The sequence below is a fragment of the Acidovorax sp. LjRoot38 genome, assembly GCF_964252975.1.
GTDB classification, from domain to species: Bacteria; Pseudomonadota; Gammaproteobacteria; order Burkholderiales; family Burkholderiaceae_C; genus Acidovorax; species Acidovorax facilis.
Genome location: NZ_CAXUPT020000002.1, coordinates 113357 through 139195, shown reverse-complemented (window position 1 = coordinate 139195; position 25839 = coordinate 113357). Strand labels below are relative to the sequence as shown.

The following is a 25839-nucleotide window of genomic DNA, read 5'->3' as shown; positions in this document are numbered from 1 at the left end:
TCACCGCCCCTCGTCATAATGCGCGCCATGCCCCACCGCTGGAAACCCAACGTCACCGTGGCCGCCCTCATTGAGCGCGATGGCCGCTTTCTGCTGGTCGAGGAAGAAACCACCGACGGCCTCAAGCTCAACAACCCTGCCGGCCACCTGGACCCGGGCGAATCGCCCATCCAGGCCTGCGCCCGCGAGGTGCTGGAAGAAACCGCGCACGACTTCGAGCCCACGGCGCTGATCGGCGTGTACCTCAACCGCTTCACCAAGACGCGCACGGGCGACGACATCACCTACATGCGCTTTGCGTTTGCGGGCTCGCTGGGCACGCACCACGACTGGCGCACGCTCGACACCGGCATCGTGCGCACGCTGTGGCTCACGGCCGATGAGATCCGCGCCTGCCCCGAGCGCCATCGCAGCCCCCTGCTGCTGCGCTGCCTGGAGGACTACCTGGCGGGCCAGCGGTTTCCGCTGACGCTGGTGCACACCGACATTTCGGTGACCGAACCTTCTGCGCAATAGCGCCGAGGCACCACGCAAAAAAGTTTTTGGACTGCATGTAACCCGCAGCGTGCGGGGGACGAATTACCAGGCAGAGAGCGCGGCACGGTGCAGCGCGATCTAACCACCTGATTACTCATCCCTTAACGCCTACGGAGTTACCCGCCATGCTGTCCACGAACACCAAGACCACTGCATCTTTCGCCCTGTCTGCCGCGCTGCTGGCACTGGCATCCAGCAGCTTTGCAGCCGACGCGCCCAAGGGCTCCAAAGGCGCCGCCATCGGCGCCAACGACAAGGTGCACTGCTACAACGTGCACGACTGCAAGGGCAATAGCGACTGCTCCACGGCCGAGCACAGCTGCAAGGGCCAGAACGCTTGCAAGGGTCACGGCTTCAAGGCCAAGACCGCGGCCCAGTGCCTGATGGAGAAGGGCACCATCGGCGACATCAAGGGATAAGGCAACAAGCCCCCCTGAGGCGCTGCGCGCCATCCCCCCAGGGGGACACCGCCAGCGCGGCGGGGCGGCCCTTGCGCGGCGGTGCTGGCATCAGGGCGTGCCAGTCTCGGCGATCATGCCCAGTGCCCGCACTTTGATACCTTGATTTCGCCATGGCACATGACCTCATCGCTACGCGCGGCACAGGCTTTGGCCTGGGACTGCGCACGCAGCACTACGCCGATTTCCTCGCGCGCAAGCAGCCGCTCGACTGGCTGGAAATCATCACCGACAACTACCTCATCGACGGTGGAAAACCTCTGGCGGTGATCGATGCCATCCGGCGCGACTACCCCGTGGCCATGCATGGCGTGGCGATGTCCATCGGTGCGTCGCAGGGTGTGGATGTGCCTTATCTGCAGCGCGTGAAGGCGCTGGCTGACCGCATCGAGCCGCTGTGGGTGTCCGACCACCTGTGCTGGACGGGCCCTGGCCCCGAGCAGTTGCACGACCTGTACCCGCTGCCCTACACCGACGAATCTGCACGGCATGTGATCGCACAGATCCGTCGCGCACAGGATGTGCTCGGACGCAGGCTGGTGCTGGAGAACGTGTCGAGCTATATCCGCTACCGGCATGACAGCGCGAGCGAGTGGCAGTTTCTGGCTCACATTGCGCAAGAGGCCGACTGCCTGTTGCTGGTGGATGTGAACAACATCTACGTGAGCAGCGTGAACCATGGATTCGACCCACTGACCTATCTGCATGCCCTGCCCGCGCACCGGGTGCAGCAAATTCACCTGGCTGGGCACAGCGACAACGGCGACCACATCATCGACACGCACGACCACCCGGTGGCGCAGCCGGTGTGGGACCTGTACGCACAGGCCTGCCAGCGTTTTGGCGCTGTGGCCGCGATGATCGAGCGCGACGACCACATCCCGCCGCTGGCCGAGCTGCTGGATGAAATGGCCATCGCCCGGCGCGTTGCCGCGGAGCATGTGGCCCCACCCGAGCCTGTCGCGATCACCTCCATCACCCTGGCCCCCACGGCAGACCTGACTGGGTTGGCTGCGGTGCAGCGCCACTTTGCCGACCGCGTGCTGGCGAATGCGCTGCCGCCCGAAATGCCCGAAGACCTCATCACAGGTCGCCTGCCCATCTACCACCATGCCTACCGCGCCCGGCTGGCCGAGGTGCTGGCCGACACCTATGCCAAGACTTGCCTCTACATGGGGTCAGACACCTTCGAGGCCCATGCGCGCGACTACGCCGTGGCCCATCCGCCGCGCACGCGCAGCCTGAACCGCTATGGCGAAGGCCTGGTGGGCACGCTGCGCGCGGCGTACCCCGACAACCCTGAGCTGCATGAACTGGCCCAGCTCGACTGGGATCTGCGCACCCGCTTTGACAGTGCCGATATGCCGACCTTGGAGACTGCAGCAGCTCAGGCGTCGGACACCTGGACCACCCGCCCTGGTGTACTGCACCCCAGCGCCTTGCTGCGCGCGATCATGACGAACGTTGTGGGGGTGTGGAACGCCATCCATACCGACGACGACGTGCCCGAGGCCGTGGCCCTGCCTGCACCGGCCACGCTGCTGGTCTGGCGCAAAGGCCACCAGCCGCACTTTCGCACGCTCGACGCGGCCGAGGCCGCCTGGGTGCAAGCGCTGCACGCCGGTGCCTCGGTGCACGACGCCTGCGCGGCGCTGCTGGGCAGCGGCCTGTGGCAAGGCGACCCCACCGTGCTCGGCGGCTGGCTTGCGCAGTTGCTGAATGATGGGCTGGTGCGAGCGGATGGGCCAGTTGAAGGCGATGTTCCAACGTACTGATGGCTTGCCCACATGCGCACGAGGTCGGGGATATGTTTCGCCCATTCCGCACGGATGGGGAGTGGGCACTATTGATCCACGGAGATCTTGTGGGTCTTCACGATGTTCTTGTAAAAACCGATGCGCTGCTGAATCTCCTTGCGAAACTCTGCGGGCTTCACGGTATCAGGCAGCATAGCGCCGCGGTCATTCCATGCCCTTTGCGTTTGCGGATCACGCAACACGGTACGCATCGCTTCGTAGAGCTGCGCAACGATGGATTCCGGCGTTTTTGCAGGTGCGGCAAGACCTGTCCAGGAAGTCAGGTTCAGCTCCGGCAACTTCAGCTCGTCGAAGGTCGGGACATCCGGCAGCTGGGGAGCGCGGATTGGCGATGCCACCGCCAGCGCGCGCAGGCGACCGTTCTGAGCCATGCTGAGGTTGGAGGACAGGTTGTTCCAGGTCATGTGCACCTGGCCCGCCTGCAGGTCGGTCAGCGCGGGGCCAGCGCCCCTGTATGGGATGTGGGTGATGGACAGCCCCAGCTTGGCCTTGAGCAGCTCCATGCTCAGGTACGCCAGCGAGCCATTGCCCGAGGAGGCGTAGTTCAGCTTGCCTGGGTTCTCCTTCACGTATTTCACGAACTCGGCGAAGTTCTTCACGGGCAGGCCGGGGGTGATCAAGAGCACATTGGCCAGGCGATCAATCAGCGTGATGGGGGCAAAGTCATTGACCGCGTCGTAGGGCAGGCTGGGCGACAGGGCGGGGTTGATCACATGCGTGGTCTGCGAGGTGACGATCAGCGTGTAGCCATCGGGCTGGGCCTTGGCCACCTGCGTGGTGCCGATGGTGCCGCCAGCGCCCCCTTTGTTTTCCACAATCACGGGCTGCCCCAGCACTCGGCCCAGCCTGTCGGCTATCGCCCGGCCGGAGTTGTCTACGGCGCCTCCGGGCGGAAACGGCACCACCAGCGTGATCGGACGTGTGGGATAGCGGTCGGGCGCCTGGGCCAGTGCCGGCAGGGCAATGGCGCTCGTCACGGCGCTGGTCGATGCGATAAAACGGCGGCGGTTCATGGGGGTGGGCATGGTGGGTCCTCTTGGTTGAAATCAGGCGTTGTCCAGGCAAGCGCTGCGGATATGGGCGGCCATCTCGTGCAGCAGGTCGGTGATGTCCGCGCGCACGCGGTTGGCGTGTGGCAGCGGCTCCCGCGTCTGCTCGTTCAGGTAGATGGCCCGGTTGATCTCGATCTGCAGGCTTTCATGACCCCGCGAAGGCGCCCCGAACCGGCGCAGCAGCTCCTGGCCTGCATAGGGGTCGTTGATGGCCACACAGTAGCCGCGGCGGCGGAAAGCTTCGGCCACGCGCTGGGTGAATGCGCTGCTGCAGCTGCGACCGTTCAGGTCGCCCAGCACCACGTCGGCCAGCGGGCCGGGCGCCACGCGGCCCAGCCGCTCGTAGGCATTGCTGGGCATGGAATGCAAATTCAGGTGCCAACGCGGGCCACGCTGGGCGGCGGCCTCCAGTGCCTGCGCCAGCGCATGCTGGTATGGGCGCCAGTAGTGGGTGATGCGGTGCGCAACCTCCTGGGCCGACAGGCGGCGCGCGTAGATGGGCTGGTGCGTGGGGGTGTGGCTGGGAACCAGCCCCATGCCCAGCTCCAGGGTGCGGGCGGTAGGGGCGGTATTGCCGGGCCAGGCATCGGCCAGCATGGTGGGGTCGATGTCGTGCTCATGGCGGTTCGGGTCGATGTAGCTGCGCGCAAAGGTGGCGTGCACCAGCGTGCCGCCCACACGCGGCACGGCGTCCCACAGCCAGTGCACATGGGTGTCTTCGCACTTGCGCAGATCGGCGGTGGAGACAGCATAGCCAAAGTCGGGCGGATAGTCGGTGCCGCTGTGCGGAGAGTCGCAGACCAAGGGGATGGCGGCATCGGTGGCGGGCAGGAGCACCTGGACGGGCGTGGCGGGAAGAAGGGCTTCGGGTAGCTGCATGGGTCTCGGGGATCAAGGTGGGGCAGATGGGCGAAGCGTAGGGAGCCAGGTGCCTGCGGGCAAACGACAATTTGATCTGCGCTGATAACCGGATGTAATCACCACCATGCAGTTCAAGTCCCCCTCGCTGCCCGAGTTGCACGCCTTTCTTGCGGTCTGCCAGCTGGGCAGTTTTCGACAGGCGGCGGGTGTGCTGTTCGTGACCCAGGCGGCTGTCAGCCGGGCAGTGCAGCGGCTGGAGCAGCGGCTGGAATGCACGCTGCTGGACCGCTCCGGCCCCCGGGTGCTACCCACGGCGCGGGGCCGCGAATTCCAGCAATTGGTGGAGGCCCATGTGGCAGGCCTGGAGACCGCCGTGAGCCGGTTCGGGGTGCGTGCATCGAAGCGCCGGCTGCGGGTCAGCGTAGTACCCACCCTGGCCACCCGCTGGCTGGTCCCACGGCTGGGCCAGTTCCACGCGCTGCACCCGGACATCGAGATCGAGCTGCGGCCGTTCCACCACGATGAGAGCTTCACGCGCGACGACGTGGACCTGTGGGTCAATGTGAAGCGCCCCGGGCGCGCTTGGCCGCGCGGCATCCGTGCACGCTACCTGACGGGGCGAGAGATCGTGCCCGCTTGCACCCCCGCGCTGGCAGCCAAGCTGCGCCAACCGCGTGATCTGCTCAAGGCAACGCTGCTGCAGCACATCAACTTTCCCGGCAATTGGGCGCTGTGGCTGCAAAAGGCCGCAGGGATAGACGTAGCCCCCGTACTGGGCCCGGGGTTTGATCTGGGCAACAACCTGATCGTTGCAGCCTGTGCGGGCATGGGGGTCACGGTGATCCAGCCCATGCTGATCGAAGCCGAACTGGCGTCGGGCCAGCTGGTGTTGCCCTTCAGCCCGGCCGTGAACACGGACCGGGGCTATTACCTGTGCAGCCGTGCAGCACTGGCCGAGAACGAAGCGGTCGCGCAGTTCACACGCTGGCTGCTGGGTGAGGCCCAGGCCAGCAGCGAACGGGCCGGCTTTTCAGCACGCGGCAGCGCGGCGCGCAAGGAGATGGCCTGACCTGCATGGGGCGGCGGGGCACCGCTTTCCCGCAGAGGCCAGCTCAGTCCGCCGTGAGCTTGCGCTCCTTGATGATGGCAGCCCACTGGGTCGACTCCTTCTTCATGAAGGTGGTGAGTTCGGCGCGTGAGCTGGGCTGGGGCGTCAGGCCGTGCTTGTTCAGTGCGTCCTTCACGGCCGGGTCGTTGAGCACCTTGACGATCTCCTGGTTCCAGCGCTCCAGCAGCGGCACCGGCGTTTTGCCCGGCGCCACAAACGCATACCAGTTGAGCGCCTCAAAGCCCGGAAAGCCCGATTCCGCCACGGTGGGGATATTGGGCAGATAGGCTGGCCGCGTGAGACCCGTGGTGGCCAGCGGGATCAGCCTGCCCGTTTCGATGTGCGGCAGGGCCGTGGGTGGGGCTGCAAAGTAGGAGGTGATGCGCTCGCCCAGCAAATCCTGCAAGGCGGGTGCCCCACCTTTGTAGGGCACGTGGGTCATGTCGATGCCCGCCCGCTGGTTGAACAGCTCGCCCGCCAGGTGCGATGCCGAGCCCGCGCCCGTGGAGGCAAAGTCAACGCTGCCAGGCTTCTTTTTGGACAGCTGCACAAACTCTGCCAGCGTCTTTGCGCCTGCAGCCTTGTGCACGACCAGCACGTTGGGGAAGTTCACGCCGCCTGAGATCGCCGCCAGGTCCTTGAACGGGTCGTAGGTGAGTTTCATCAAGTGCGGCGCAATGGTGAGCGGGCCCACCGAACCGAACAGCAGCACCGTGCCGTCGGGTGCCGCATTGGCCACGAACTGGTGCGCGATATTGCCGCCGGCGCCACCTTTGTTGTCCACCACCACCGACTGGCCGATGTTCTCACCCAGCTTCTTGGCAATCAGTCGCGCCGCCGCGTCGGCTGCACCGCCCGCGGCAAAGCCCACGACGAGCGTGACGGGCTTCTTGGGCGGAAAGTCTTGCGCAGCAGCGCCGAACGCCAGGGGGGCGGTTGCCAGTGCCAGGGCACAGTGCAGCAGGGTGCGTTTTTTCATGGGTGTCTCCTTCATCGTGGGTGGTGTATGGATCGTTGGCTCAGTCGGCGCTCAAACCGATGGGGTGGGGCTGGCGCTTTTCCACCGCGTGGCGCAGCAGCGAAGCGGTGCGGAAAATGCCGTGCGCAAACTTGCCGTAGGGCATGGTGGCGAACAGCGCCATCACCGCGCCCAAGTGCAGGCACAGCAGCAGCGGCAGGGCAGCGCTTCCGCGTGCCCCCCACAGCGCCAGGCCGCTGGTGGCGGTGAGGAACAGCAGGGCGATGAAGGCGCGGTCCATGGGCTTTTGCGCGGCGTCGCCGTGTTGTGGGTGGCGGCGCAGGTTCAGCCGCCACAGGCCGGCCGTGCCAATCGCCAGGCTGATGCCGCCCACGCCGCCCAGCAGCTTCGGCAAACTGGGCAGGTCGTACGGTGCAGGCAAGGCCAGCAGGTAGTGGTACAGCGTGGCCACGCTGGTGGCCGCAAAACACAGCATGAATCCGTAGAACGTGAGGTGGTGCATGCGCCTGCGCGACAAGGTGTAGGCGTCGTCCTCGTTGTGGCAACCGTCGCCATGGCCGCCGTCCAGGTACTTGAGGCGCAGCACGGCATCGGTGGCCTCGGCCGTGGCGGGCGCGCTCAGCGGCGCGCCGCTGGTGGCAGGTGTGATATCGCGCCAGAAGCGGCGCACGCCCAGGCCCAGCGCCAGCACGGCGAACAGGAACACCGGCGCGAACAGGCCCACCAGCAGGTTGTGCGGGAAGATGCCGTAGAAGCCGCCCACGGGCGCGTGCCACAGCGCCGCCAGCCCTTGCCCGTGCAGCGCCACGGCCAGCAGCAGGAACAGCGTGAGCCCGGCCACCAGCGCCAGCGCCAACGTGAGGCCGTTGCGCTGGTAGAGCTGGCCCAGAGCGGGTGGCCAGGCGTAGTCGGCGTAGGTCTGGCCACGCACCTGGGCCATGGCCTGCGGAATGTTCACCGCAAATTCGTGCGGCGGTGCGTACTGGCAGGCGTGCAAGCAGGCGCCGCAGTTGTGGCACAGGTTGGCAATGAAATGGATATCGGCCTTGCCAAATTCCAGCCGCCGTGTCATGGCCGGGAACACGGCGCAAAAGCCTTCGCAGTAGCGGCAGGCATTGCAGATCTGCAGCTGGCGCGCCACCTCGGTTTCGGGGGCCGACAGCACAATGCCGCCATTCGCGAGCGCTTTAGCGTCACGCGCCAGGGCTTCAAGCGTTTGCATCGTTTACTCCTGTTTTTATAGCTGTTTGCGCTTGTGGGATGTGCGCTGGGGCCTGTTTTGATGCCAATGCCGCCTGCGTGCCTGCAATGCGGCCAAACGCGGTGCCAATGCTCATGCCGACCCCGGCGGTGTAGCCTTTGCCCAGCACGTTGCCGGCCATCATTTCGCCCGCCACAAACAGGTTGGGGCTGGGCACGCTGCCAAAGCGCACGGCAGCGGTGTCGTCGGTGTGCAGGCCCAGGTAGGTGAAGGTGACGCCGGGCTTGAGCGCATAGCCATAGAACGGCCCGGTGTCGATGGGCCGGGCCCAGTGCGTCTTGGCGGGTGTCACGCCTTCGGTGTGGCAGTCGTCCAGCGTGGTGTGGTCGAACTGGCCCACGCGGCAGGCGGCGTTGTAGGCATCGAGCGTGTGGGTGAACGTGTCCACGGGCAGGCCAAGCTTCTGCGCCAGCTCGGGCAGGGTGTCGGCTTTCACGCCCGGGAACACGGGCGGCATGAAGCGGCCGATGGCCTTGCTGTCGATGATGGAGTAGCCGATCTGCCCCGGCTGCTGCGCCACCAGGCGGCCCCAGATGGCATAGCGCTTGGGCCAGAAGTCCTCGCCCTCGTCGTAGAAGCGCTCGCCATTGCGGTTGACCACCACGCCCAGCGACACGCAGTCGATGCGGGTGCAGATGCCGCCGTCGTACAGCGGCGCGCGGGCGTCGATGGCCACCATGTGTGCCTGCATGGGGTCGCCAATGCGGTCGGCGCCGTGGTCGTCGAGCAGGTGCTTGAGCAGCACCCCCTTGTTGTAGGCCGTGCCACGGATCAGGAAGTTGTCGGCCGGCCACTCGCCGCGCTCGTTCTGGCCCCAGGCCTCACGCAGCCATTCGCGGTTCGATTCAAATCCGCCGGCGGCCAGCACGCAACTCTTGGCGGTAATGCGCTCGCCGCTCGCCAGGCGGGCAGCGACGAAGCGGCGGCCGTCCATCTCGATGCGGTCCACGGGCGCTTCGTAGCGGATCTGCACGCCCAGTTGCTCCGCGCTGCGGTAGTACGCATTGACCAGCGCCTTGCCGCCACCCATGAAGAACGCATTGGTGCGCGCCACATGCAGCGTGCCGGCCAGCGCGGGCTGAAAGTGCACGCCGTGGCGGCGCATCCAGGGCCGGCAGGTGCTCGACGCGCGGATCACCAGGCGCGCCAGATGTTCGTTGGTGAGGCCGCCCGTCACTTTGAGCAGGTCTTGCCAGAACTCTTCCTCGGGGTAGGCATCGACCAGCACGTCCTGCGGCGCATCGTGCATGCAGCGCAGGTTGCGCGTGTGGGCCGAGTTGCCGCCGCGCCAGGCGCGCGGGGCGGATTCGAGCAGCAGCACGCTGGCGCCCGCCTCGCGTGCCATCAGGGCGGCGCACAAGGCGGCATTGCCGCCACCGATGACCAGCACATCGGCCACAGCATCGCCGCTCATGGCCGGTGGCTCCAGGCGGTGCGCTGTGTGCGGGGGAATGAAGAAGGGGGTGTGGGGCCCATGGGGTGTCTCCTGGCGCGGTCGCCGTGTCGTTCATCGGGGTGATGGCGACTGTAGGGAGACACAGGCCCGCCGTGCAGCGGGTTCAGGTCATGGGGGTATCACGGATCGTGATGGCTGCGGCGTGGCCACTCAGGCGCTGGCGTCCTGCCCACCGATCCATGTCGTGCCAAACCACTGGCCGCTCGTCACCAATTCACGCACGCAGTCCGTCAGCACCACCCGCGCGGCCAGGGCGGCGGGTGAGAGTTCTTCGTCGGGCAGGCTACACAGCAGGTTGACGCGGCGCGCGGGCGCGTCGGTGAGGCGTGCGCACTGAAAACGCTCGGCCGCATCGGGGTAGCGGCCCATGGCGGCCCAGGGCTGCACGGTGGAGCCCAGGCCCGCGTCCACGGCGGCCATCACCATGGCGAGCGAGTCCACCTCCAGCACCACGTGCGGTGCCACGCGGTCGCGGGCAAAGGCGGTGTCCAGCGTGCTGCGCAGACCGTGCGGGCCGGTGGGCAGGATCAGCGGCTCTTGCACCAGCTCGGCGACGGTGATGGTTTCCGGCAGCTGCCGGCCATGGGGGTTGCCGGTGCCCTCCCCTCGGTCACGGGCGCAGATGAGGAACAGGTCCTCCTCCAGCAGCGGCGCCATGCCCCAGCGGCGCGCGCCCGTGGCCTGTTGCGCCTGGTGCAGGCGGGTGTCGAACAGCACGGCCAGGTCCAGCTCGCGCGCATGCAGCATGGCCGTGAGGTGTCCCGACATGCTCTCCACCATGTGCAGCCGCACGTCCGGGTAGCGTGTGCGCATGGCCTGCATCAATGGCAGGCCCAGCACGCCCGAGGTGGTGGGCGCCAACCCTACGGTGACGGTGCCCGACAGCCGCGCCTGCTGCGCCGCGCGCACGGCCTGGTCGGCATGGCGCAGGGTGAGCTGCGCCTCGCGAAAGAACGCCAGCCCTGCTTCGGTGGGCGTCACGCCGCGCGGCGTGCGCTGCAGCAGGCGCGTGGCCAGCTCGCTCTCCAGCCGCGTGATCTGCTGGCTGAGCGCGGACTGCACCACGTCCAGGTCCAGCGCAGCGCGGCTCATGGAGCCTTGCTCCACCACACGTACGAAATAGCGCAGTTGTCTCAGTTCCATCGGGGGCCTCGGGGTCCCTCGATGGTCGCACAAGACGGCTTGGCGCCAGCATTGGAGTGAAAACAGCAGGAAGCGTTAGTGCAATATGTCTGAGTAGCTATCATTTTGATAGTTTCAAGCGCTCAAACCTCATGCGGCAACAACGCCGACAGCGCCTCGCGCATCCAGCGCGCAATCAGCTGCTGGCGCTCGCGCGGCATGCGGTCCACGGTCGATGCCACACTGATCGCCGCCACGGGTTCGCCCGCCGCGTTGCGCACGGCCATACCAGCCGCCAGCACGCCCTGCGTGGCATGGTTGCCCACCACCGACCAGCCGCGCTCGCGCGTGGCGCGCACCAGGATCTGCAGGCGCTCGGGCGTCATGCCGCCGTAGCGCGGCAGCTCCTGCGCGTTGGCGTCGATGCAGGCCTGCACCTCGGCACCGGGCAGCGCCGCCAGCAGCGCCAGGCCCGCCGCGCCCACGCCCAGCGGCTGGCGCGTGCCCACCTGGATCACCAGGATCTGCACCGGGTGCGTTCCCACATGGCGTGCAATGCAGTGCGACGTGGGGCCTTCGCGCACGATGGCAAAGGCTGCGTCACCACAGGCGCGGCTCACGCGCTCCAGCACAGGCGCCAGGCGCACGGCCAGGTTGGGCTGGCCCGGGGGCTCGGCCAGGGCGGCCAGGCGCGGGCCCGCCACGTAACGAAAGCGCCCACGCTGCGCCACGTAGCCGCTCTCCATCAGCGTGGCGAGCAGCCGGTACACGGGGGCCCGCTCCAGCGCGGCGGCGCGGCACAGGTCCACCACGCGCGCACCATCGCGGCCGTGGGCCAGCACGGCGTCCAGCACCTGCAGGCCGCGGCGCAGCGTGCGGCTGCCGGGGTCTTCGACCGGCTCGTCGGGGGTGTGTGTACTCACACGTTCGTCCGGCAGCCGGACGTTTGAATTCGCAGGTCGGGAGGGCATGGGAAAGAATTTGTTCGTCAACGCAACCAGTGCGCAGTGTGCCGCAGGGCACCCAGCAGGGCGCCACGACGGCATTTTTCCAAGAACCACCGGAGACAGACACCATGAGCCCACACACCCCCGCCGCGCTGGGTCAGCGCAAAGCTTCGCCATCCCGGCCACGCCGTGCCCTGCTGGCGCTGGCGGCCACCCTGGCCTGCGGCGCTGCCATGCCACTGCAGGCCCAGCCCAATGCGTCCGGCTGGCCCACCAAGCCGGTCAAGCTGGTGGTGGGCTATGCGGCGGGCGGTGCCACGGACGTGATTGCGCGCCTGGTGGCCGTCAAGCTCGGCGACCAGCTGGGCCAGCCCGTGGTGGTGGACAACCGCGCCGGTGCCAACAGCAACGTGGGCGCCGAGGCCGTGGCGCGCGCGCCGGCCGATGGCTACACGCTATACGTCTACACCATCGCCAACACCATCAACGCCACGCTGTACCCCAAGCTGGGCTATGACCCGGTCAAGGACTTCGAGCCCATCGGCGTGATCGCCAAGATTCCGAACATCCTGGTGGTCAACCCCAAGCTGCCCATCAAGAACCTGGCCGACTACGTGCGTTACGCCAAGGAGTCCAAGGACGGCATCACGTTTGCATCCTCGGGTAGCGGCTCGTCCATCCACCTCTCGGGCGAGATGTTCAAGATGCAGTCCAAGCTCAAGATGCTGCATGTGCCCTACCGGGGCAGCGCACCCGCCGTCACTGACCTGCTGGGCGGCCAGGTGGACTCGATGTTCGACAACACGCCTTCGGCCCTGCCGCACGTGCAGGCGGGCAAGCTGCGCGCCATTGCCATCACCAGCGCCCAGCGCTCGCCCCTGCTGCCGGACGTGCCCACGCTGGCCGAGTCGGGCTACGCGGGCTTTGACGTGCAGTCGTGGTTTGGCCTGGCCGCACCGGCGGGCACGCCGCGCGCCGTGATCGAGCAGGTCAACGCAGCCCTGAACAAGGTGCTGGCCCAGCCCGAGGTGCGCACGCGCCTGCAGGAGCTGGCCGCTACGCCCGACGGCGGCACCCCCGACAAGATGCGCCAGTTTGCCGCCGCCGAGATCAAGCGCTGGCGTGAAGTGGTGAAAGAGTCCGGCGCATCGGCCGAGTGACAGATCACCCATACAACCTCACCTCTTTCATGTTCCCCATCGACTTCTTCTGGCGGGCCGCTCAACGCTGGCCTGACCGCATTGCCATCGACGCGCCCGAGGGCGCCATCCGTTACGACGCGCTGGCCGCCCGCGTAGCCGCGCTCGCGGCGGGCTTCACCGCGATCGACCCCACGCCCCAAAGCCGCGTGGGCATCTGCGCGGGCAACAGCGCCGACCACATCGCCGCGCTGCTGGCCGTGCTGGCCTGCGGCAAGGTGTGGGTGCCGCTCAACCCCAAGAGCACGCGGCCCGAGATCCGCCGCATCATCGACGCGACCGAGCCCACCCTGCTGGTGCTGGACGCCGCGTGCGCTGACCTGCTCGAAGGCGCGCCCGGCACCCGCGTGCTGACCGGAGCGCAGGCCGCCGAGGGCGCCGCCACGCTGGCCAGCCTGGCCGCTGCGCACGCTGGCGCACCCGGCCCGCAGCTGGACCTGCCGGACGACGCCACCCAGGCCATCAAGTTCACCGGCGGCACCACGGGCGCGCCCAAGGGCGTGATGCAGCCCTACCGCGCATGGATGGCCAACATCACCAATCAGATCCATGCCTGGGGCTTTGACGAGCACGAGCGCTACATCGTGGCCGCGCCCATCACGCACGGCACCTCCACATACATCCTGCCCATCCTGGCGCAGGGCGGCTGCCATGTGGTGCTGGCGGGTGCGGGCGCCGAAGCGGTGCGCACGGCCTTCCGCGAGCGCGGCGGCACCGTGTGCTTCATGCCGCCCACGCTGGTCTACATGCTGATGGCGCTGCCCGGCGCGTCGCGCGCGGACTTTCCGCGCCTGCGCCGGCTCATCTACGGCGGTGCCCCTATGCCGCCCGACAAGATCCGCCAGGTGCGCGAGTTCTTCGGCCCGGTGCTGGGCACCACCTACGGCCAGACCGAGGCGCCGCAGATCCTCACCGTGCTGTGCCCCGAGGATTTCGAGGACGAGCGCAATCTGGCCTCGGTGGGCCGCACCACCTGGTTCAGCGACGTGGCCATCATGGCGCCCGATGGCCGCCCGCTGCCTCCGGGCGAAGTGGGCGAGGTGGTGGCGCGCGGCGACCTGCTGATGACCGGCTACTGGCGCCTGCCCGAGAAGACGGCCGAGACCCTGGTGAACGGCTGGCTGCACACCGGCGACCGGGGCCTGATCGACGAGCGGGGGTTTCTCTACCTCAAGGACCGGCTCAAGGACATGGTGATCACCGGCGGCTTCAACGTCTACCCCGTGGACGTGGAGAACGCGCTGGGCCAGCATCCTGCGGTGCACGAATGCACCGTGTTCGGACTGCCCGACGACAAATGGGGCGAGACCGTGCAGGCCGCCGTGCAGTTGCGTGCAGGCGAAGCGGCGAGCGAGGCCGAGCTGATCGCCTTTGTGCGCGAACGCCTGGGCCCGGTGCAGACCCCCAAGCGCATCCACTTTCACGAGAGCCTGCCGCGCTCGCCCGTGGGCAAGGTGCTCAAGTCTGCCGTGCGCGATGCGGCACTGGACAAGCTGGCCGGTACGGCCACTGTCTGAACGAAGGAACCCATTTCATGACCCACCCTGCTTCCAAGAACCCCGTCACCCGCCTGTGCACCCACACCCTCACCAGCCTGCATTACCGCGATGCGGACCTGGTCGAGGACCTGATGGGGAAGAAGACCTTCACTGAGGTGATGCTGATGCAGATCCTGGGCCGCACCCCGCGCGGCGTGGACCTGCGCATCACCGACGTGGTGCTCATCGTGCTCATGGAGCATGGCCTCACGCCCAGCGCCATTGCCACGCGGCTCATCTACATGAGCGCGCCCGAGAACCTGCAGGGCGCCGTGAGCGCGGGCCTGCTGGCCGTGGGCAGCTCCTTTGTGGGCACCATGGAGAACTGCTCGGGCCTGCTCGACCGCATCGCAGCGGCGCAAGACCCTGAGGCGGAAGCGCTCGCCATTGCGCGCCACTACAAGGGCCTCAAATCCCCTGTGCCCGGCTTTGGCCACCACCTGCACAAACCGGTAGACCCGCGCGCCTACAAACTGCTGGAGATGGGCCGTGCCGAGCCGGAGCTGCAGGGCGACAAGATCCGCGCGCTGGAGACGCTGTCCAAGGCCGTGGATGAAGTGGCTGGCCGCCCCATCACCATCAACGCCACGGGCGCAGTGGCCGCGCTGCTGGGCGAGATCGGCGTGCCCACGGCCGTGATGCGCGGCTTTGCGGTGATCTCGCGCGCGGCCGGGCTGGTGGCGCACATCGTGGAAGAGCAGCAAAGCCCCTCGGGCCGCTTCATCTGGGACACGGTGGAGCACGCCATACCCTTTGTCGGCGGCAGTGCCGGCCAGGGCACGGACGCATGAGCGCGCAGCCAGCCCATTCACCTGCCCTGCCGCTCGATTTGTCAGGCCGCGTCGTCTTTGTGGCCGGGGGCGGGTCTGCCGGCCCGGGCTGGAGCATTGGCCGCGCCGCCTGCGTGACCTACGCGCGCCTGGGTGCCAGCGTGTGTGTGGCGGATCGCGACGCAGCCTCGGCCGAAGAAACCACGGCGCTCATCCACGCCGAGGGCGGAACGGCCGCCACCCTGGTGGGCGACGTGGCGGACGCGGCCGATGTGCAGCGCCTGTTTGCCGAGGCGCGCGAGCGCTTTGGCGGCGCCATCGACGTGCTGCACCACAACGTGGGCATCGGCAAGACCGGCGGCCCGCTGGAGACGAGCGTTGAAGACTTCGACCGCATCCATTCGGTCAACGTGAAAAGCCTGCTGCTGGCCTGCCAGCAGGTGCTGCCCGCCATGGTGGAGCGCGGGCGGGGTTCCATCATTGCGATCTCGTCCATCGCGGGCATGCGCTACCTCGGCTACCCGCACCTGGCCTATGGCGTGACCAAGGCGGCCGTCACCCACTTCACACGCATGGTGGCGCAGCAGTACGCGGGCCAGGGCGTGCGCGCCAACACGGTGGTGCCCGGGCTCATCGACACGCCGCGCATTGCCACCACGGTGGCGAAGATGTTCTCGGACACCAGCCTCGACGAGGCCCGCGCCGCGCGCGCCCGGCAGGTGCCCATGGGCCGCATGGGCACGGCGTGGGATGTGGCGCATGCCTGCGCCTTCCTCGCCAGCGATGCCGCCGCCTACGTGACCGGCACCGAGCTGGTGGTGGACGGGGGCATCACCGGCAAGTTCGTGTAAGGCAGGTTCAGAACGTATGCACCACACCGGCGGAGATGCCGGTGGCCGTGGCCTTGTTCGCCGCGCCCTGGAAGCCGTTGCGCCAGCGGGTGTTGTCCAGCTCGGCATACACCTTGGTGCGGCGCGAGAGCTTGTACTCGGCAAACGCCACCAGGCGGCCGTAGCCGTCGTCGGCGGCGCCCGTGCGGGTGCGGTCCACCTTGTAGTAGGCAGCCGTCAGATCGAACAGGGGCGTGACGGACCAGGTCGCGCCTGCCGAGAACACGCGCTGCACCGTGTGTTTGCCGACCGCTGTCTCGGCCTCGCTGCGTGCCGCGTTGGCCGCCAGTCGCACGGTGTTCCATTGGTAGGCCGCGCCCAGGGTGGCTCCGTCCAGGGGGCGCTGGTTCGTGTCCTTGAAGGTCTGGAATGCGCCCGACAGTGTGACGCCGCTGGCCGCATAGGCCATGCCGACCCCGCGCGACGACAGGGCCGATGTCTTTCCAGCCACTTCACCTGTGCCCAACATCGCCCGTGCGGTGAGGCCGCCAAATCGCGCTGTGTACTTAATCGCGTTGTCCAGCCGGTACGAGCCTGATGTGGACCCCGCACTGCCGAACTCGATGCCCAGGCCATGCTGGCTGAGCGCGGCCACGCCGATGCTGGGGTTGAAGCTGGCAAAGCGCATGCCCAGCGGGTCCACGGGCGAGATGGCATCCGCCAGTGTGGTGGTCTGGCGGCCCAGGGCCAGCGTGCCCCATCCGCCCTCCAGACCGACCCAGGATGCGCGATCAAAGGTCTTGCTGGCATTGGCAGAAGCGCCGGTGTCGGCGTTCAGTCCGCTCTCGAACTGGAACAGCGCCTTGGCACCGCCCCCCAGGTCTTCGCTGCCGCGAAGCCCCCAGCGGCTGGTGGTGTGTATGCCGCTACCCAGGCTGTGCGACGAACCGGGGGCTGCCGCATTGGCCGCCGTGAGGCCGCTGCCGTGGCGCAGCCCCAGGTCCACGGTTCCATACAGCGTGACGCCGTTGGTTTGTGCCGCGACGCAGCTGCTGGCCAGCGCGGCACAAAGCGCACCGATGTTGCCTGTTCTTTTTCTCATAGATGTCTCCTGCCTGATTGAAATCTGAAACGGGTGCGAGGGTATTTCTGGGGGCTCAATCGGGGGTGAGCTGGGCTTTGTGCACGACGCCCTTCCACTTGGCGATCTCCTGGCGTACGGTCAGGGCCAATTGCTCGGGCGTGCTGGGGTCCACCACGGCGCCTTGTTCTTCAATGCGCCGTGCCACGTCCTTGTCCGCCAGGGCGGTGTTGAGCGCTTTGTTGAGCTGATCGACGACGGGCTTGGGCGTTTTGCCGGGCGCAAACAGGGCATACCACTGCGTGATCTCGACGCCTTTCACGCCCGCCTCTTCCAGCGTGGGCACATCGGGCAACAGCGATGAACGCTTGGGGCCTGCCAGCGCCAGGGCGCGTAGCTTGCCGTTCTTGACGTGGGGGTAGGCTGAGAACAGGCTGGGGAACATGACCTGGGTCTGCCCGGCCATGGTGTCATTCATCGCGGGCGCGGCACCCCGGTAGGGGACGTGGGCCATTTGCGCACCGCTTTCCAGCTTGAAGATTTCGGCGGAGAAGTGCGGGGCTGTGCCGTTGCCGGCCGAGGCGTAGTTGAAGTCCTGGGGCTTGGCTTTGGTCAACGCCACCAGCTCGCCCACCGACTTGGCTGGCACCTTGGGGTGAACCACCATGAGCGTGGGCGAGTAGCTCACCATGCCAATGGGCTCGAACTGCGTGATGGGGTCGTAGCGCAGCTTTTGCAGCGCAGGGCTCATGCCGTGGGTGCCGATGTAGCCAAAAAGAATCGTGTGACCATCGGGCGCCGCGCGGGCCACAAACTCCGCCGCAATGGCACCGTTGGCGCCCGCCTTGTTCTCCACAATGACCTGTTGCCCCAGCAGGGTGGACAGCTTGAGCGCCACCACGCGCGCCATGCCGTCGTTGCCACCGCCAGCGGCGGTCGGCACCACGAGCGTGATGGGCTTGTCGGGATAGGCCGCATGTGCCAGGGAGGGGATCATTTGCACAGCGGCAGCGAGGGCCGCCGCGGTGAGCAGGGTGCGGCGTGCGCGCGATGGCGCAGAGTGTTGGCGAATCATTTTTTGTCTCCTGTCATCCAAAGGGTTGGGGTGTGAAATCAGTGGGTGAATGCGTTTTCTGAAACGAACAGCGTGCCCTCCAGAATTTTTCGCGCCGTGCGAACCAGCGCGGCCTGCACCAGCTTGAATTGGCCGTCCACTTCGGTGAGTTCCACGTCTACATGAATGCGGCCGGCGGGGTGCAGCACTTCCACACGGCGTGTGCCTGCAATGGCGTGCTGCAGGGAGTCGGTGATCACCGTGCCTGGCAGCACGTGGGCAGCAGCCACGCCAATCGCACCGGTCACGGCGTGTGAGCGGTGGCAGCGGTGGGGTGTGAAATAGCGCGAGACGACGCTGCCCGGTTGATCGCCCGCAGACACGATCACGGGCTTGGGCAGCACGCTGTTCGATACGTCGCCCATGCCCATGCGCAGACCGGCTTCGCACCGCAACGCTTCCAGCCTGGAAAGCAGCTCGGCATTGGCATCCAGCTCTGCAGGGCTCTCGTTGCCGCACAGGCCGAGGTCCGCTGCCCGCACGAGCACCATCACCTGGGCGGCATCGATACAGGTGACCTGCAGGCCGTGGATGGTGTCGATGCGCTGGCCGGTCGGGAAAATCTGGCCCGTGACGGCGCCCCAGGCGTCCAGGAAGTTCATCAGCACCGGTGCCGCAGTGCCCTGCACGCCGTCAATATGCACATCGCCGTCGTAGTGCACCCGTCCGCCAGCGGTACACACCTGCACATCAATGCGTGAACGGGTGTTGACGTTGTAGACCCGTACCGTGGTGGTGTTTCCATGGCCGGAAGCGGGCACCAGCCCCTGCTCGATGGCAAAAGGCCCCACGCCCGCCAGCATGTTGCCGCAGTTGGGCCGCGTGTCCACCCGGGCCTCTTCCACACTGACCTGGGCGAAGAGGTAGTCCACATCGCAGTCGGCATGTACCGACCTGGAAACGATCGCCACCTTGCTGGTCAGCGAGTTTCCTCCGCCCAGGCCGTCAATCTGCAATTCATGCGGCGAGCCCAGCGCGGCGATCAGGGTGCGGTCGCGCGCCGCAGGGTCTTGCGGCAGCCAGTCGGCCAGGAAGAACGGCCCCCGGGAAGTGCCGCCACGCATCAGAACGCAAGGAAGGTTGTAGCTCATGGGTCGGCATGGTGCGACGCTTCATCTGTTCTGTGAATTGCATTGTTGACAATGATTGATGCATGCAGCGCAATAGGCTATGAGCTCTTGTACATGGTGAAATCACGTTCGTGAATTGCAATGTTCTGATCGTTTGATGCGTGCTGCGCAACAGCGAAACGTCTTGAAAGCCCATGCCCATGAACAACAAATTCGATCTTGCTGACATTCAGGCCTTTGCCGCGGTGGCTGAGTTGCAGAGCTTTCGTGCTGCGGCCGAGGCGATCCACTTGTCGCAGCCTGCCTTCAGCCGTCGCATCGACAAGCTCGAAGAAGCCCTGGGCGTGCGCCTGCTTGACCGCACCACCCGCCGTGTCACGCTCACGGCCGTGGGCCGTGACTTCGCGCGCAAGACCCGCGTGTGGCTGGATGACCTGGACGGCATGCTCATGGGCCTGGGCGACGTGGCCGCGCGCCGCATGGGCGAGGTGACGATTGCCTGCGTGCCGTCGGCCGTGTATTACTTTTTGCCGCAGGTGGTCAAGCGCTACCACGAGCGGTTTCCGAAAATCCGCGTCAAGGTGCACGACGCCAGCGCCAACGAGGTGCTGGTGGCCGTGGCGCAGGGCGATGCCGACTTTGGCCTCAATTTCATCGGCAGCCAGGAGGCCGAGATCGAGTTCAAGCCCGTGCTGGCCGAGCGCTTCGTAGCCGCCTGCCGGCGCGACCATGTGCTGGCGCGGCGCAAGAAGGTCACCTGGGCAGAGCTGGGCCAGCACGACTTCATGTCGGTGGGCAAGACCTCGGGAAACCGTCTGTTGATGGACCTGGCGCTGGCCAACGTGCCCGACCGCCCCCAGTGCCTGTACGAGGCCAAGCACGTGACCACGCTGCTCGGCCTGGTGGAGGCGGGCCTGGGCGTGGCTGCTGTGCCCAGCCTGGCCATGCCGGGCAAGGACCATCCCACACTGGTGAGCATTCCGCTGATCGAACCCGTGGTGACGCGCCAGATGGGGCTGATCAAACGCAGGGGCAAATCGCTGTCGCCCGCTGCGCAGCAGCTCTATGACCTGCTGGTGGCTACGCGTTCTGTGCGCCCACGCAGTGCTGCCACGGCGCAAAAAATACAATCGGGGCAATGACTGCCAATACCAAACCGCCCAAACAACGTGTTGTCGTGGGCCTTTCGGGCGGAGTGGACTCTGCCGTGACCGCCCACCTGCTGAAGCAACAGGGCCACGAAGTCGTCGGCATCTTCATGAAGAACTGGGAAGATGACGACGACAGCGAATACTGCTCGTCCAACATCGACTTCGTGGACGCCGCCGCCGTGGCTGATGTGATCGGCATCGAGATCGAACACGTCAACTTCGCAGCCGACTACAAGGACCGTGTGTTTGCCGAGTTCTTGCGTGAGTACCAGGCGGGCCGCACGCCCAACCCAGACGTGTTGTGCAACGCCGAGATCAAGTTCAAGGCTTTTCTGGACCACGCCATGCGCCTGGGCGCGGAGAAGATCGCCACGGGGCACTACGCCCGCGTGCGTCAGAACCCATCCTCCGGCCTGTTCGAGCTGCTCAAGGGGCTGGATCCCTCCAAGGACCAGAGCTACTTTCTGCACCGCCTGAACCAGGCGCAGCTGTCCAAGACGCTGTTCCCGGTGGGCGAGTTGCACAAGACCGAGGTGCGCCGGATCGCCGAGGAGATTGGCCTGCCCAATGCCAAGAAGAAGGATTCCACGGGCATCTGCTTCATTGGCGAGCGGCCGTTCCGCGAGTTCCTGAACCGTTACATCAGCCATGAGCCCGGCCCCATCCTGGACGACCGGGGCCGCAAGCTGGGCCAGCATGTGGGCTTGTCGTTCTACACCTTGGGCCAGCGCCAGGGCCTGGGCATCGGCGGAATCAAGGAGAAGGGCGCACAGCGTGGCGGCGGCGAGCATGCGCCCTGGTTTGTGGCCCGCAAGGACCTGGCCAGGAACACGCTGCGCGTGGTGCAGGGGCACGACCACCCCTGGCTGCTCTCCTCCGCCCTGGAGGCGCAAGATGCCAGCTGGACGTCCGGCCACCCCCCTGTGCCGGGGAACTATGCCGCCAAGACCCGCTACCGGCAGCAGGACGCCGCGTGCACCGTCGTCAGCGCGGACGGCGCGGGTTTTCAGCTGCGTTTCCCGCAGGCGCAGTGGGCGGTGACGCCGGGACAGAGTGCGGTCTTGTACGACGGGGAGGTCTGCCTCGGGGGCGGGGTCATTTTTGGTGCGACAGACTGAAACATCTGGGGAACATTCGCCCTCTAGCCGATTGTGGTGCACCCCCACAAATGGGGTTTTCTAATTAATTAAGACTATGGATTGAATAATCCAAATAGTAAATAATTAATTCTTGTGGCGTGACACCCACAAACTTCTACGTAGTTACCGCCAGTTGAACTAAGTTGACCTTTGGTTCGTCGCCACAAGCGTCATTTGTCACGGCGTGGCTTCTAGAATTCCCGAAAACGCTGTTTGAAACCACATGTATCAAAAAATGCACGTGGTAAACCCTTAGTTCATCTTGCTGACGGCCGTCAAAAACGGGCCCGAAGCTTGCTCGTGCTTGCACCATGTCTCAAATTGTTTCCATGCCTTCGAGCCCCGACATCGCCGCGCACCTGGTCCGGCAGCAGTGTTCGGTGCAATGGCGAGGGTTTTTCCAGGCTCTTGCAGCGGAATTTGTCGCGGCCCTGCCACCGGAAGACCTTCGCGCGCTGATGTTCCGGGTGGGCGCGCGGTTTGCGGCAGACCATCCTTTGCCAGCGTGTGCCACTGTGGAAGACCTGCAGCGCAGCATGACGGCGGTCTGGACGAGCATCGACTGGGGCTGGGTCGATTTGACGCAGGAAGTTGCGCAGTTGAACATCCACCACAGCCTCTCGCCCGTATCTGCTGCATTCGGGCCGGACCACGTGCATTGGTCGGGTGGTTTCCTCGAAGGGGTCTACCAAAGCTGGTTCGACCAAGCGGGTGCCGGGCAACTCAAGGTGGTGCAGTGCGCACCTGCAGATGCCTGGGGGTGTGTACACCTTCAGCTGTCGCGCTGAGCACCGGGTTTCGGATCTATATGTTGCGGCATTGGCGGTGACCCATGAAACACTCAGACGACATCGTGAACCTCTTTCAGCAGTTTGGGGCCAAGGCAGACCCCTACCATGAGCTGGCCCGCAAGCAGGAGCACCAACTCTCCAACGAGCGCTGGCCCCTTGTCTCCGCCGTGCGCAATGCCGTGGCCGATGATGTGCCCTCGGTAGACCGAAGCGCCGGTACCGCTGCGGCGCCGCTTCCCCAGCAGGCTCAGGCTTCCGTTTCGGCGCGACCAGAGCCCGTTGTGGCAGTGCAGCGCACTGCACCCGTCGCCGCCGAGTTGCCCCGCCCGGTGGCCGCGCCCGCAGCAGTAGCGGCAGACCGTCTGCCGCCAGCGGCTGCGCTGGCCTCGCGTTCCCCCCTGGCGGGTCTTGCGGGCCTGCGTGGACAGGCTGCGCCGACTGTTGCTGAAGAGCAGGCCGTGCACCAGGAGTCCTTGCCGGTGGACCTCCCATCGGTTTTTGCGCGTCTGGCGGGTGCTCCCGTGGCCGCCGGCGCTGCGCCAGCGCCCGCCTGGCAGCCTCGCAAGGGCCACCTATGAAAGTGATTGCCATCGTTTCTGCCAAAGGTGGCGTGGGCAAGACGACCCTGACTGCCAACCTGGCCACCGCACTGCAGCGCGAAGGTGTTGCGACGTTGCTGGTGGTGGACATGGACCCCCAGAATGCGCTGGGCTTGCATTTCGGCGCCGATCCCCGTTCTCTGGCCGGCGTATCCCGCGCCAGCCTGGCAGGCGAAGACTGGGGCTCGGTCTGCGTGCAAAGCCCATCGGGTGTGCATGTGCTGCCCTATGGCGTGGTGAACGAGTCTGACCGCGTGGCTTTCGAGCGGCACCTGGACGCACACCCGAACTGGCTGGAGCAGCAATTGCAGGGCCTGGAACTGCCGGAGGATGCCGTGGTGCTGATCGACACGCCGCCGGGTCCTTCTGTTTATATGCAGCAGGCGCTGTCGGCCGCCCAGGTGGTGGTGGTGGTCAGCCTGCCCGATGCGGCATCTTATGCGGCGCTGGCCCTGATGCAGCGGCTGGTGCACACCTATTGCACACCGCGCCCTGATTTTTCCGAAACGCTGTACGTGCTCAATCAGGTGGACGGCGCGCGCCAGTTGTCCAAAGACATCACGCGTGTGATGCAGGACAACCTGGGTGAGCGTCTGGTGGGCGTGGTCCATGAAGACCAGGCGGTGCGCGAGGCGCTCGCCTACGACCAGAGCGTGCTGGAGTATGACCCCCAAGGCCAGGCGGCCGATGACCTGCGCAAGTGCGCGCGCGTCCTTGCGCAGCGCCTGCGACTGCCACTGGCTGGAGCCGCGCAATGAGTATCGACCAACGCCCGCAGGCCGACGAGGTAGCTGACGCCGATTCCCACAGTCCCCAGGCACACTGGCGCACCGTGGTGCATGCCATCACCGGGTGGGATCTGTGGCAGCACCCCGTAGCGCGTGTCGCGGCTGTGGTGTTCAGTGCCTTGCTGATGGGGTTGGTCATCAGCGTACCGCTGGATCTCCAGGGGCAGATTCTCTTTTCGGTGGGTTCGTTTGGTGCGGCCTTGCTGCTGAGCAGGACCCCCGGCCGCCTGTCCACGCTGGCAATGATCGTGCTGTCGATCTCGGCCTCGTCGCGTTACATCTACTGGCGTTTTACCGACACCATCGGCTTTACCAACTGGCTGGATGCGGCATTCGGCTATGGCCTGGTGCTGGCAGAGCTGTATGCCTTTGCGGTGCTGCTCATTGGCTACTTCCAGACGGCGTGGCCCCTGCAGCGCCGCCCGGTTCCCATGCCCCAGGACATCAGCACCTGGCCCAGCGTGGATGTGTTCATTCCGACCTACAACGAGCCGCTTGAAGTGGTGCGCCAGACGGTGTTCTCGGCCATGAGCCTGGACTGGCCCGCCGATCGCCTGCACGTGTATGTGCTCGACGACGGCCGCCGTCCCGAGTTCCGTGAGTTCTGCGAAGAGCTGGGCGTGGGCTACCTGATCCGCGACAACAACCACCACGCCAAGGCGGGCAACATCAACGCGGCGCTCAAAGTCACGAGTTCCGAATACATCGCCATCTTTGACTGCGACCACATCCCCACGCGTTCCTTCCTGCAGGTCTGCATGGGCTGGTTCTTCAAGGACACCAACCTGGTCATGCTGCAGACGCCGCACGTGTTCTTCTCACCCGATCCGTTTGAGCGCAACCTGGACACGTTCCACCGGATGCCCAACGAGGGCGAGTTGTTCTACGGCATCGTCCAGGACGGCAACGACCTCTGGAACGCGTCGTTCTTCTGCGGTTCTTGCGCCATCATCCGCCGCAAGGAGTTGCTGGAAGTGGGTGGCATTGCGGTAGAAACCGTGACCGAGGACGCCCACACGGCGCTCAAGCTCAGCCGCCTGGGCTACAACACGGCTTACCTCGAAGTGCCTCAGGCTGCGGGCCTGGCCACCGAGAGCCTTTCCGGCCACGTAGGCCAGCGCATTCGCTGGGCGCGGGGCATGGCGCAGATCGCGCGCACCGACAACCCGCTCTTTGGCAAGGGTCTCAAGTTCGGCCAGCGGCTGTGCTACCTGAATGCGATGCTGCATTTCTTCTACGGACTGCCGCGCCTGGTGTTTCTGACTGCACCGCTGGCCTACCTGTTCTTCGGGGCCCACGTGTTCCAAGCCACGGCGCTGATGATCACCGCCTATGCGCTGCCCCACCTGGCCCACGCCAGCGTGACCAACTCCCGCATCCAGGGGCGCTTTCGCCACTCGTTCTGGAATGAGGTGTACGAGTCAGTGCTGGCCTGGTACATCATGCGCCCGGTGATCGTTGCCTTCATCAACCCCAAGCTGGGCAAGTTCAACGTGACGGCCAAGGGGGGCGTGATCGAGAAAGCCTATTTCGACTGGACCATTGCACGGCCTTATGTGGTGCTGTTGGTGATCAATCTGGTGGGTTTTGCGGTGGGGATCTGGAAGCTGTTCTCCTCCGCAGGCGACGAAACCACCACGCTGGTCATCAACATGGTCTGGACCACCTACAACGTCATCCTGCTGGGCGCCAGTGTGGCGGTGGCCAGCGAGACGCGCCAGATCCGTGGCACACCGCGCGTGGCGGCTGCCCTGCCCGCTGTCATCCGCTTTGATAACGGCCGCACGCTGGTTTGCAAGACCGAAGATTTCTCGCAGCACGGGCTGGGCCTGTCCGTTCCGGCGGACAGCGACATTCCCATGGGCAGCCGCCTTTCCGTGTCGCTGTTCAGGTCCGACGAAGAAGGTGTTTTTCCGGCCGTTGTCACGTTCAGTGGCAAGGGGCGTCTGGGCGTGAAGTTCGACAACCTCAGTCTGCGCCAGCAGGCCGAACTGGCATCGCTGACCTTTGCACGGGCGGATGCCTGGATTGCCACTTGGGGCACGGGCCAGCGCGACAAGCCGCTGCGCTCGCTCTGGAGCGTGATTGCGATTGGAGTGCGCGGCATGGGACAACTGACCGTCTCCGCCGTCAAGTCCCTCAAGCCCCGTTAAGCCTTTCCCTGTTTCCAA

Annotated in this window: 23 protein-coding genes and 1 pseudogene; 14 read left to right on the top strand and 10 right to left on the bottom strand. The window is 66.2% G+C overall.

Annotation, left to right across the window (positions count from 1 at the left end; genetic code table 11):
- Positions 1-27: 27 nt before the first annotated feature.
- From ACSQ22_RS03160 to bufB, 3 genes are all read left to right on the top strand, one after another.
- A complete protein-coding gene (locus ACSQ22_RS03160) occupies positions 28-516 on the top strand; it encodes an NUDIX hydrolase (RefSeq protein WP_121422951.1) in 489 nt (162 codons plus the stop codon).
- A 146-nt stretch (positions 517-662) separates the two neighbouring features.
- A complete protein-coding gene (gene bufA2, locus ACSQ22_RS03155; RefSeq protein WP_121421663.1) occupies positions 663-956 on the top strand; it encodes a BufA2 family periplasmic bufferin-type metallophore in 294 nt (97 codons plus the stop codon).
- Positions 957-1108: 152 nt separating this feature from the next.
- A complete protein-coding gene (bufB, locus tag ACSQ22_RS03150; RefSeq protein WP_436129404.1) occupies positions 1109-2770 on the top strand; it encodes an MNIO family bufferin maturase in 1662 nt (553 codons plus the stop codon).
- Between the two features lie 68 nt (positions 2771-2838).
- Here bufB and ACSQ22_RS03145 read toward each other — a convergent pair whose 3' ends face one another.
- Positions 2839-3837 carry a Bug family tripartite tricarboxylate transporter substrate binding protein gene (locus ACSQ22_RS03145; protein WP_121421661.1) on the bottom strand — a complete coding sequence of 333 codons (999 nt, stop codon included), beginning with the start codon at positions 3835-3837 and terminating at the stop codon, positions 2839-2841.
- Positions 3838-3858: 21 nt separating this feature from the next.
- Positions 3859-4743 carry an N-formylglutamate amidohydrolase gene (locus ACSQ22_RS03140; RefSeq protein WP_436129403.1) on the bottom strand — a complete coding sequence of 295 codons (885 nt, stop codon included), beginning with the start codon at positions 4741-4743 and terminating at the stop codon, positions 3859-3861.
- A 106-nt stretch (positions 4744-4849) separates the two neighbouring features.
- Between ACSQ22_RS03140 and ACSQ22_RS03135 the strand changes: the two genes are divergently transcribed.
- Positions 4850-5794 carry a LysR substrate-binding domain-containing protein gene (locus tag ACSQ22_RS03135; RefSeq protein ID WP_436129402.1) on the top strand — a complete coding sequence of 315 codons (945 nt, stop codon included), beginning with the start codon at positions 4850-4852 and terminating at the stop codon, positions 5792-5794.
- A 43-nt stretch (positions 5795-5837) separates the two neighbouring features.
- Here ACSQ22_RS03135 and ACSQ22_RS03130 read toward each other — a convergent pair whose 3' ends face one another.
- The 5 genes from ACSQ22_RS03130 to ACSQ22_RS03110 form a co-directional block, all read right to left on the bottom strand.
- Positions 5838-6812, bottom strand: a complete 975-nt coding sequence (locus ACSQ22_RS03130; RefSeq protein ID WP_436129401.1) for a Bug family tripartite tricarboxylate transporter substrate binding protein — start codon at positions 6810-6812, stop codon at positions 5838-5840.
- A gap of 40 nt (positions 6813-6852) precedes the next feature.
- Positions 6853-8034 carry a tricarballylate utilization 4Fe-4S protein TcuB gene (gene tcuB / locus ACSQ22_RS03125; protein WP_436129400.1) on the bottom strand — a complete coding sequence of 394 codons (1182 nt, stop codon included), beginning with the start codon at positions 8032-8034 and terminating at the stop codon, positions 6853-6855.
- Positions 8021-9487, bottom strand: a complete 1467-nt coding sequence (gene tcuA, locus ACSQ22_RS03120; protein ID WP_436129399.1) for an FAD-dependent tricarballylate dehydrogenase TcuA — start codon at positions 9485-9487, stop codon at positions 8021-8023. The genes tcuB and tcuA overlap by 14 nt, the downstream gene beginning before the upstream one ends.
- A gap of 192 nt (positions 9488-9679) precedes the next feature.
- Positions 9680-10672, bottom strand: a complete 993-nt coding sequence (locus tag ACSQ22_RS03115; protein WP_436129398.1) for a LysR family transcriptional regulator — start codon at positions 10670-10672, stop codon at positions 9680-9682.
- A 122-nt stretch (positions 10673-10794) separates the two neighbouring features.
- Positions 10795-11622 carry an IclR family transcriptional regulator gene (locus ACSQ22_RS03110; protein ID WP_436129397.1) on the bottom strand — a complete coding sequence of 276 codons (828 nt, stop codon included), beginning with the start codon at positions 11620-11622 and terminating at the stop codon, positions 10795-10797.
- Between the two features lie 104 nt (positions 11623-11726).
- Between ACSQ22_RS03110 and ACSQ22_RS03105 the strand changes: the two genes are divergently transcribed.
- Genes ACSQ22_RS03105 through ACSQ22_RS03090 form a run of 4 tightly spaced genes read left to right on the top strand, consistent with a single transcriptional unit; the run spans position 11727 to position 15956 of the window.
- Positions 11727-12758 (top strand): tripartite tricarboxylate transporter substrate binding protein, encoded by a 1032-nt coding sequence (locus tag ACSQ22_RS03105; protein WP_436129396.1) that lies wholly within the window; start codon positions 11727-11729, stop codon positions 12756-12758.
- A gap of 29 nt (positions 12759-12787) precedes the next feature.
- Positions 12788-14314, top strand: a complete 1527-nt coding sequence (locus ACSQ22_RS03100; RefSeq protein ID WP_436129395.1) for a class I adenylate-forming enzyme family protein — start codon at positions 12788-12790, stop codon at positions 14312-14314.
- A 17-nt stretch (positions 14315-14331) separates the two neighbouring features.
- Positions 14332-15126, top strand: coding sequence for a citryl-CoA lyase (locus tag ACSQ22_RS03095; protein ID WP_436129394.1), 795 nt, complete (start codon positions 14332-14334; stop codon positions 15124-15126).
- Entirely contained in the window at positions 15123-15956 is an 834-nt protein-coding gene (locus tag ACSQ22_RS03090; protein ID WP_436129393.1) for an SDR family NAD(P)-dependent oxidoreductase, read from the top strand. The genes ACSQ22_RS03095 and ACSQ22_RS03090 overlap by 4 nt, the downstream gene beginning before the upstream one ends.
- A 7-nt stretch (positions 15957-15963) precedes the next feature.
- Here the strand turns inward: ACSQ22_RS03090 and ACSQ22_RS03085 are convergent, their stop codons facing one another.
- From ACSQ22_RS03085 to ACSQ22_RS03075, 3 genes and pseudogenes are all read right to left on the bottom strand, one after another.
- Positions 15964-17037 carry a porin gene (locus ACSQ22_RS03085; protein WP_436129392.1) on the bottom strand — a complete coding sequence of 358 codons (1074 nt, stop codon included), beginning with the start codon at positions 17035-17037 and terminating at the stop codon, positions 15964-15966.
- A 55-nt stretch (positions 17038-17092) separates the two neighbouring features.
- On the bottom strand, positions 17093-18091 hold the full coding sequence (locus ACSQ22_RS03080; RefSeq protein ID WP_436129391.1) for a Bug family tripartite tricarboxylate transporter substrate binding protein: 999 nt from the start codon (positions 18089-18091) through the stop codon (positions 17093-17095).
- Between the two features lie 41 nt (positions 18092-18132).
- A pseudogene (locus ACSQ22_RS03075) lies at positions 18133-19221 on the bottom strand (4-oxalomesaconate tautomerase); the annotation flags it as partial.
- Between the two features lie 179 nt (positions 19222-19400).
- On the opposite strand from ACSQ22_RS03075, the gene ACSQ22_RS03070 reads away from it, so the two are divergent.
- The 6 genes from ACSQ22_RS03070 to bcsA all read left to right on the top strand — a co-directional run bounded on the left by ACSQ22_RS03070 (position 19401) and on the right by bcsA (position 25821).
- Positions 19401-20342, top strand: coding sequence for a LysR family transcriptional regulator (locus ACSQ22_RS03070; RefSeq protein ID WP_055398073.1), 942 nt, complete (start codon positions 19401-19403; stop codon positions 20340-20342).
- The gene (gene mnmA, locus ACSQ22_RS03065) at positions 20339-21469 is read left to right on the top strand and encodes a tRNA 2-thiouridine(34) synthase MnmA (RefSeq protein WP_055398068.1); all 1131 of its coding nucleotides are present in this window, start codon (positions 20339-20341) and stop codon (positions 21467-21469) included. The genes ACSQ22_RS03070 and mnmA overlap by 4 nt, the downstream gene beginning before the upstream one ends.
- 332 nt (positions 21470-21801) lie before the next feature.
- The gene (gene bcsD / locus ACSQ22_RS03060; RefSeq protein WP_233559526.1) at positions 21802-22278 is read left to right on the top strand and encodes a cellulose biosynthesis protein BcsD; all 477 of its coding nucleotides are present in this window, start codon (positions 21802-21804) and stop codon (positions 22276-22278) included.
- 44 nt (positions 22279-22322) lie between these two features.
- Positions 22323-22859: a cellulose biosynthesis protein BcsP gene (gene bcsP / locus ACSQ22_RS03055; protein ID WP_121508143.1), complete on the top strand. Its 537-nt coding sequence runs from the start codon at positions 22323-22325 to the stop codon at positions 22857-22859.
- Complete coding sequence (gene bcsQ, locus ACSQ22_RS03050; protein ID WP_055400301.1) at positions 22856-23638, top strand: cellulose biosynthesis protein BcsQ; 783 nt, start codon at positions 22856-22858, stop codon at positions 23636-23638. The genes bcsP and bcsQ overlap by 4 nt, the downstream gene beginning before the upstream one ends.
- Positions 23635-25821, top strand: a complete 2187-nt coding sequence (bcsA, locus tag ACSQ22_RS03045) for a UDP-forming cellulose synthase catalytic subunit (RefSeq protein WP_055400303.1) — start codon at positions 23635-23637, stop codon at positions 25819-25821. The genes bcsQ and bcsA overlap by 4 nt, the downstream gene beginning before the upstream one ends.
- Positions 25822-25839 lie beyond the last annotated feature (18 nt).

Bases quoted from the DNA above. Each gene is read 5' to 3' on its own strand.
- ACSQ22_RS03160 (WP_121422951.1), top strand. From the start codon at position 28: ATGCCCCACCGCTGGAAACCCAACGTCACCGTGGCCGCCCTCATTGAG.
- bufA2 (WP_121421663.1), top strand. From the start codon at position 663: ATGCTGTCCACGAACACCAAGACCACTGCATCTTTCGCCCTGTCTGCC.
- bufB (WP_436129404.1), top strand. From the start codon at position 1,109: ATGGCACATGACCTCATCGCTACGCGCGGCACAGGCTTTGGCCTGGGA.
- ACSQ22_RS03145 (WP_121421661.1), bottom strand. From the start codon at position 3,837: ATGCCCACCCCCATGAACCGCCGCCGTTTTATCGCATCGACCAGCGCC.
- ACSQ22_RS03140 (WP_436129403.1), bottom strand. From the start codon at position 4,743: ATGCAGCTACCCGAAGCCCTTCTTCCCGCCACGCCCGTCCAGGTGCTC.
- ACSQ22_RS03135 (WP_436129402.1), top strand. From the start codon at position 4,850: ATGCAGTTCAAGTCCCCCTCGCTGCCCGAGTTGCACGCCTTTCTTGCG.
- ACSQ22_RS03130 (WP_436129401.1), bottom strand. From the start codon at position 6,812: ATGAAAAAACGCACCCTGCTGCACTGTGCCCTGGCACTGGCAACCGCC.
- tcuB (WP_436129400.1), bottom strand. From the start codon at position 8,034: ATGCAAACGCTTGAAGCCCTGGCGCGTGACGCTAAAGCGCTCGCGAAT.
- tcuA (WP_436129399.1), bottom strand. From the start codon at position 9,487: ATGAGCGGCGATGCTGTGGCCGATGTGCTGGTCATCGGTGGCGGCAAT.
- ACSQ22_RS03115 (WP_436129398.1), bottom strand. From the start codon at position 10,672: ATGGAACTGAGACAACTGCGCTATTTCGTACGTGTGGTGGAGCAAGGC.
- ACSQ22_RS03110 (WP_436129397.1), bottom strand. From the start codon at position 11,622: ATGCCCTCCCGACCTGCGAATTCAAACGTCCGGCTGCCGGACGAACGT.
- ACSQ22_RS03105 (WP_436129396.1), top strand. From the start codon at position 11,727: ATGAGCCCACACACCCCCGCCGCGCTGGGTCAGCGCAAAGCTTCGCCA.
- ACSQ22_RS03100 (WP_436129395.1), top strand. From the start codon at position 12,788: ATGTTCCCCATCGACTTCTTCTGGCGGGCCGCTCAACGCTGGCCTGAC.
- ACSQ22_RS03095 (WP_436129394.1), top strand. From the start codon at position 14,332: ATGACCCACCCTGCTTCCAAGAACCCCGTCACCCGCCTGTGCACCCAC.
- ACSQ22_RS03090 (WP_436129393.1), top strand. From the start codon at position 15,123: ATGAGCGCGCAGCCAGCCCATTCACCTGCCCTGCCGCTCGATTTGTCA.
- ACSQ22_RS03085 (WP_436129392.1), bottom strand. From the start codon at position 17,037: ATGAGAAAAAGAACAGGCAACATCGGTGCGCTTTGTGCCGCGCTGGCC.
- ACSQ22_RS03080 (WP_436129391.1), bottom strand. From the start codon at position 18,091: ATGATTCGCCAACACTCTGCGCCATCGCGCGCACGCCGCACCCTGCTC.
- ACSQ22_RS03070 (WP_055398073.1), top strand. From the start codon at position 19,401: ATGAACAACAAATTCGATCTTGCTGACATTCAGGCCTTTGCCGCGGTG.
- mnmA (WP_055398068.1), top strand. From the start codon at position 20,339: ATGACTGCCAATACCAAACCGCCCAAACAACGTGTTGTCGTGGGCCTT.
- bcsD (WP_233559526.1), top strand. From the start codon at position 21,802: ATGTCTCAAATTGTTTCCATGCCTTCGAGCCCCGACATCGCCGCGCAC.
- bcsP (WP_121508143.1), top strand. From the start codon at position 22,323: ATGAAACACTCAGACGACATCGTGAACCTCTTTCAGCAGTTTGGGGCC.
- bcsQ (WP_055400301.1), top strand. From the start codon at position 22,856: ATGAAAGTGATTGCCATCGTTTCTGCCAAAGGTGGCGTGGGCAAGACG.
- bcsA (WP_055400303.1), top strand. From the start codon at position 23,635: ATGAGTATCGACCAACGCCCGCAGGCCGACGAGGTAGCTGACGCCGAT.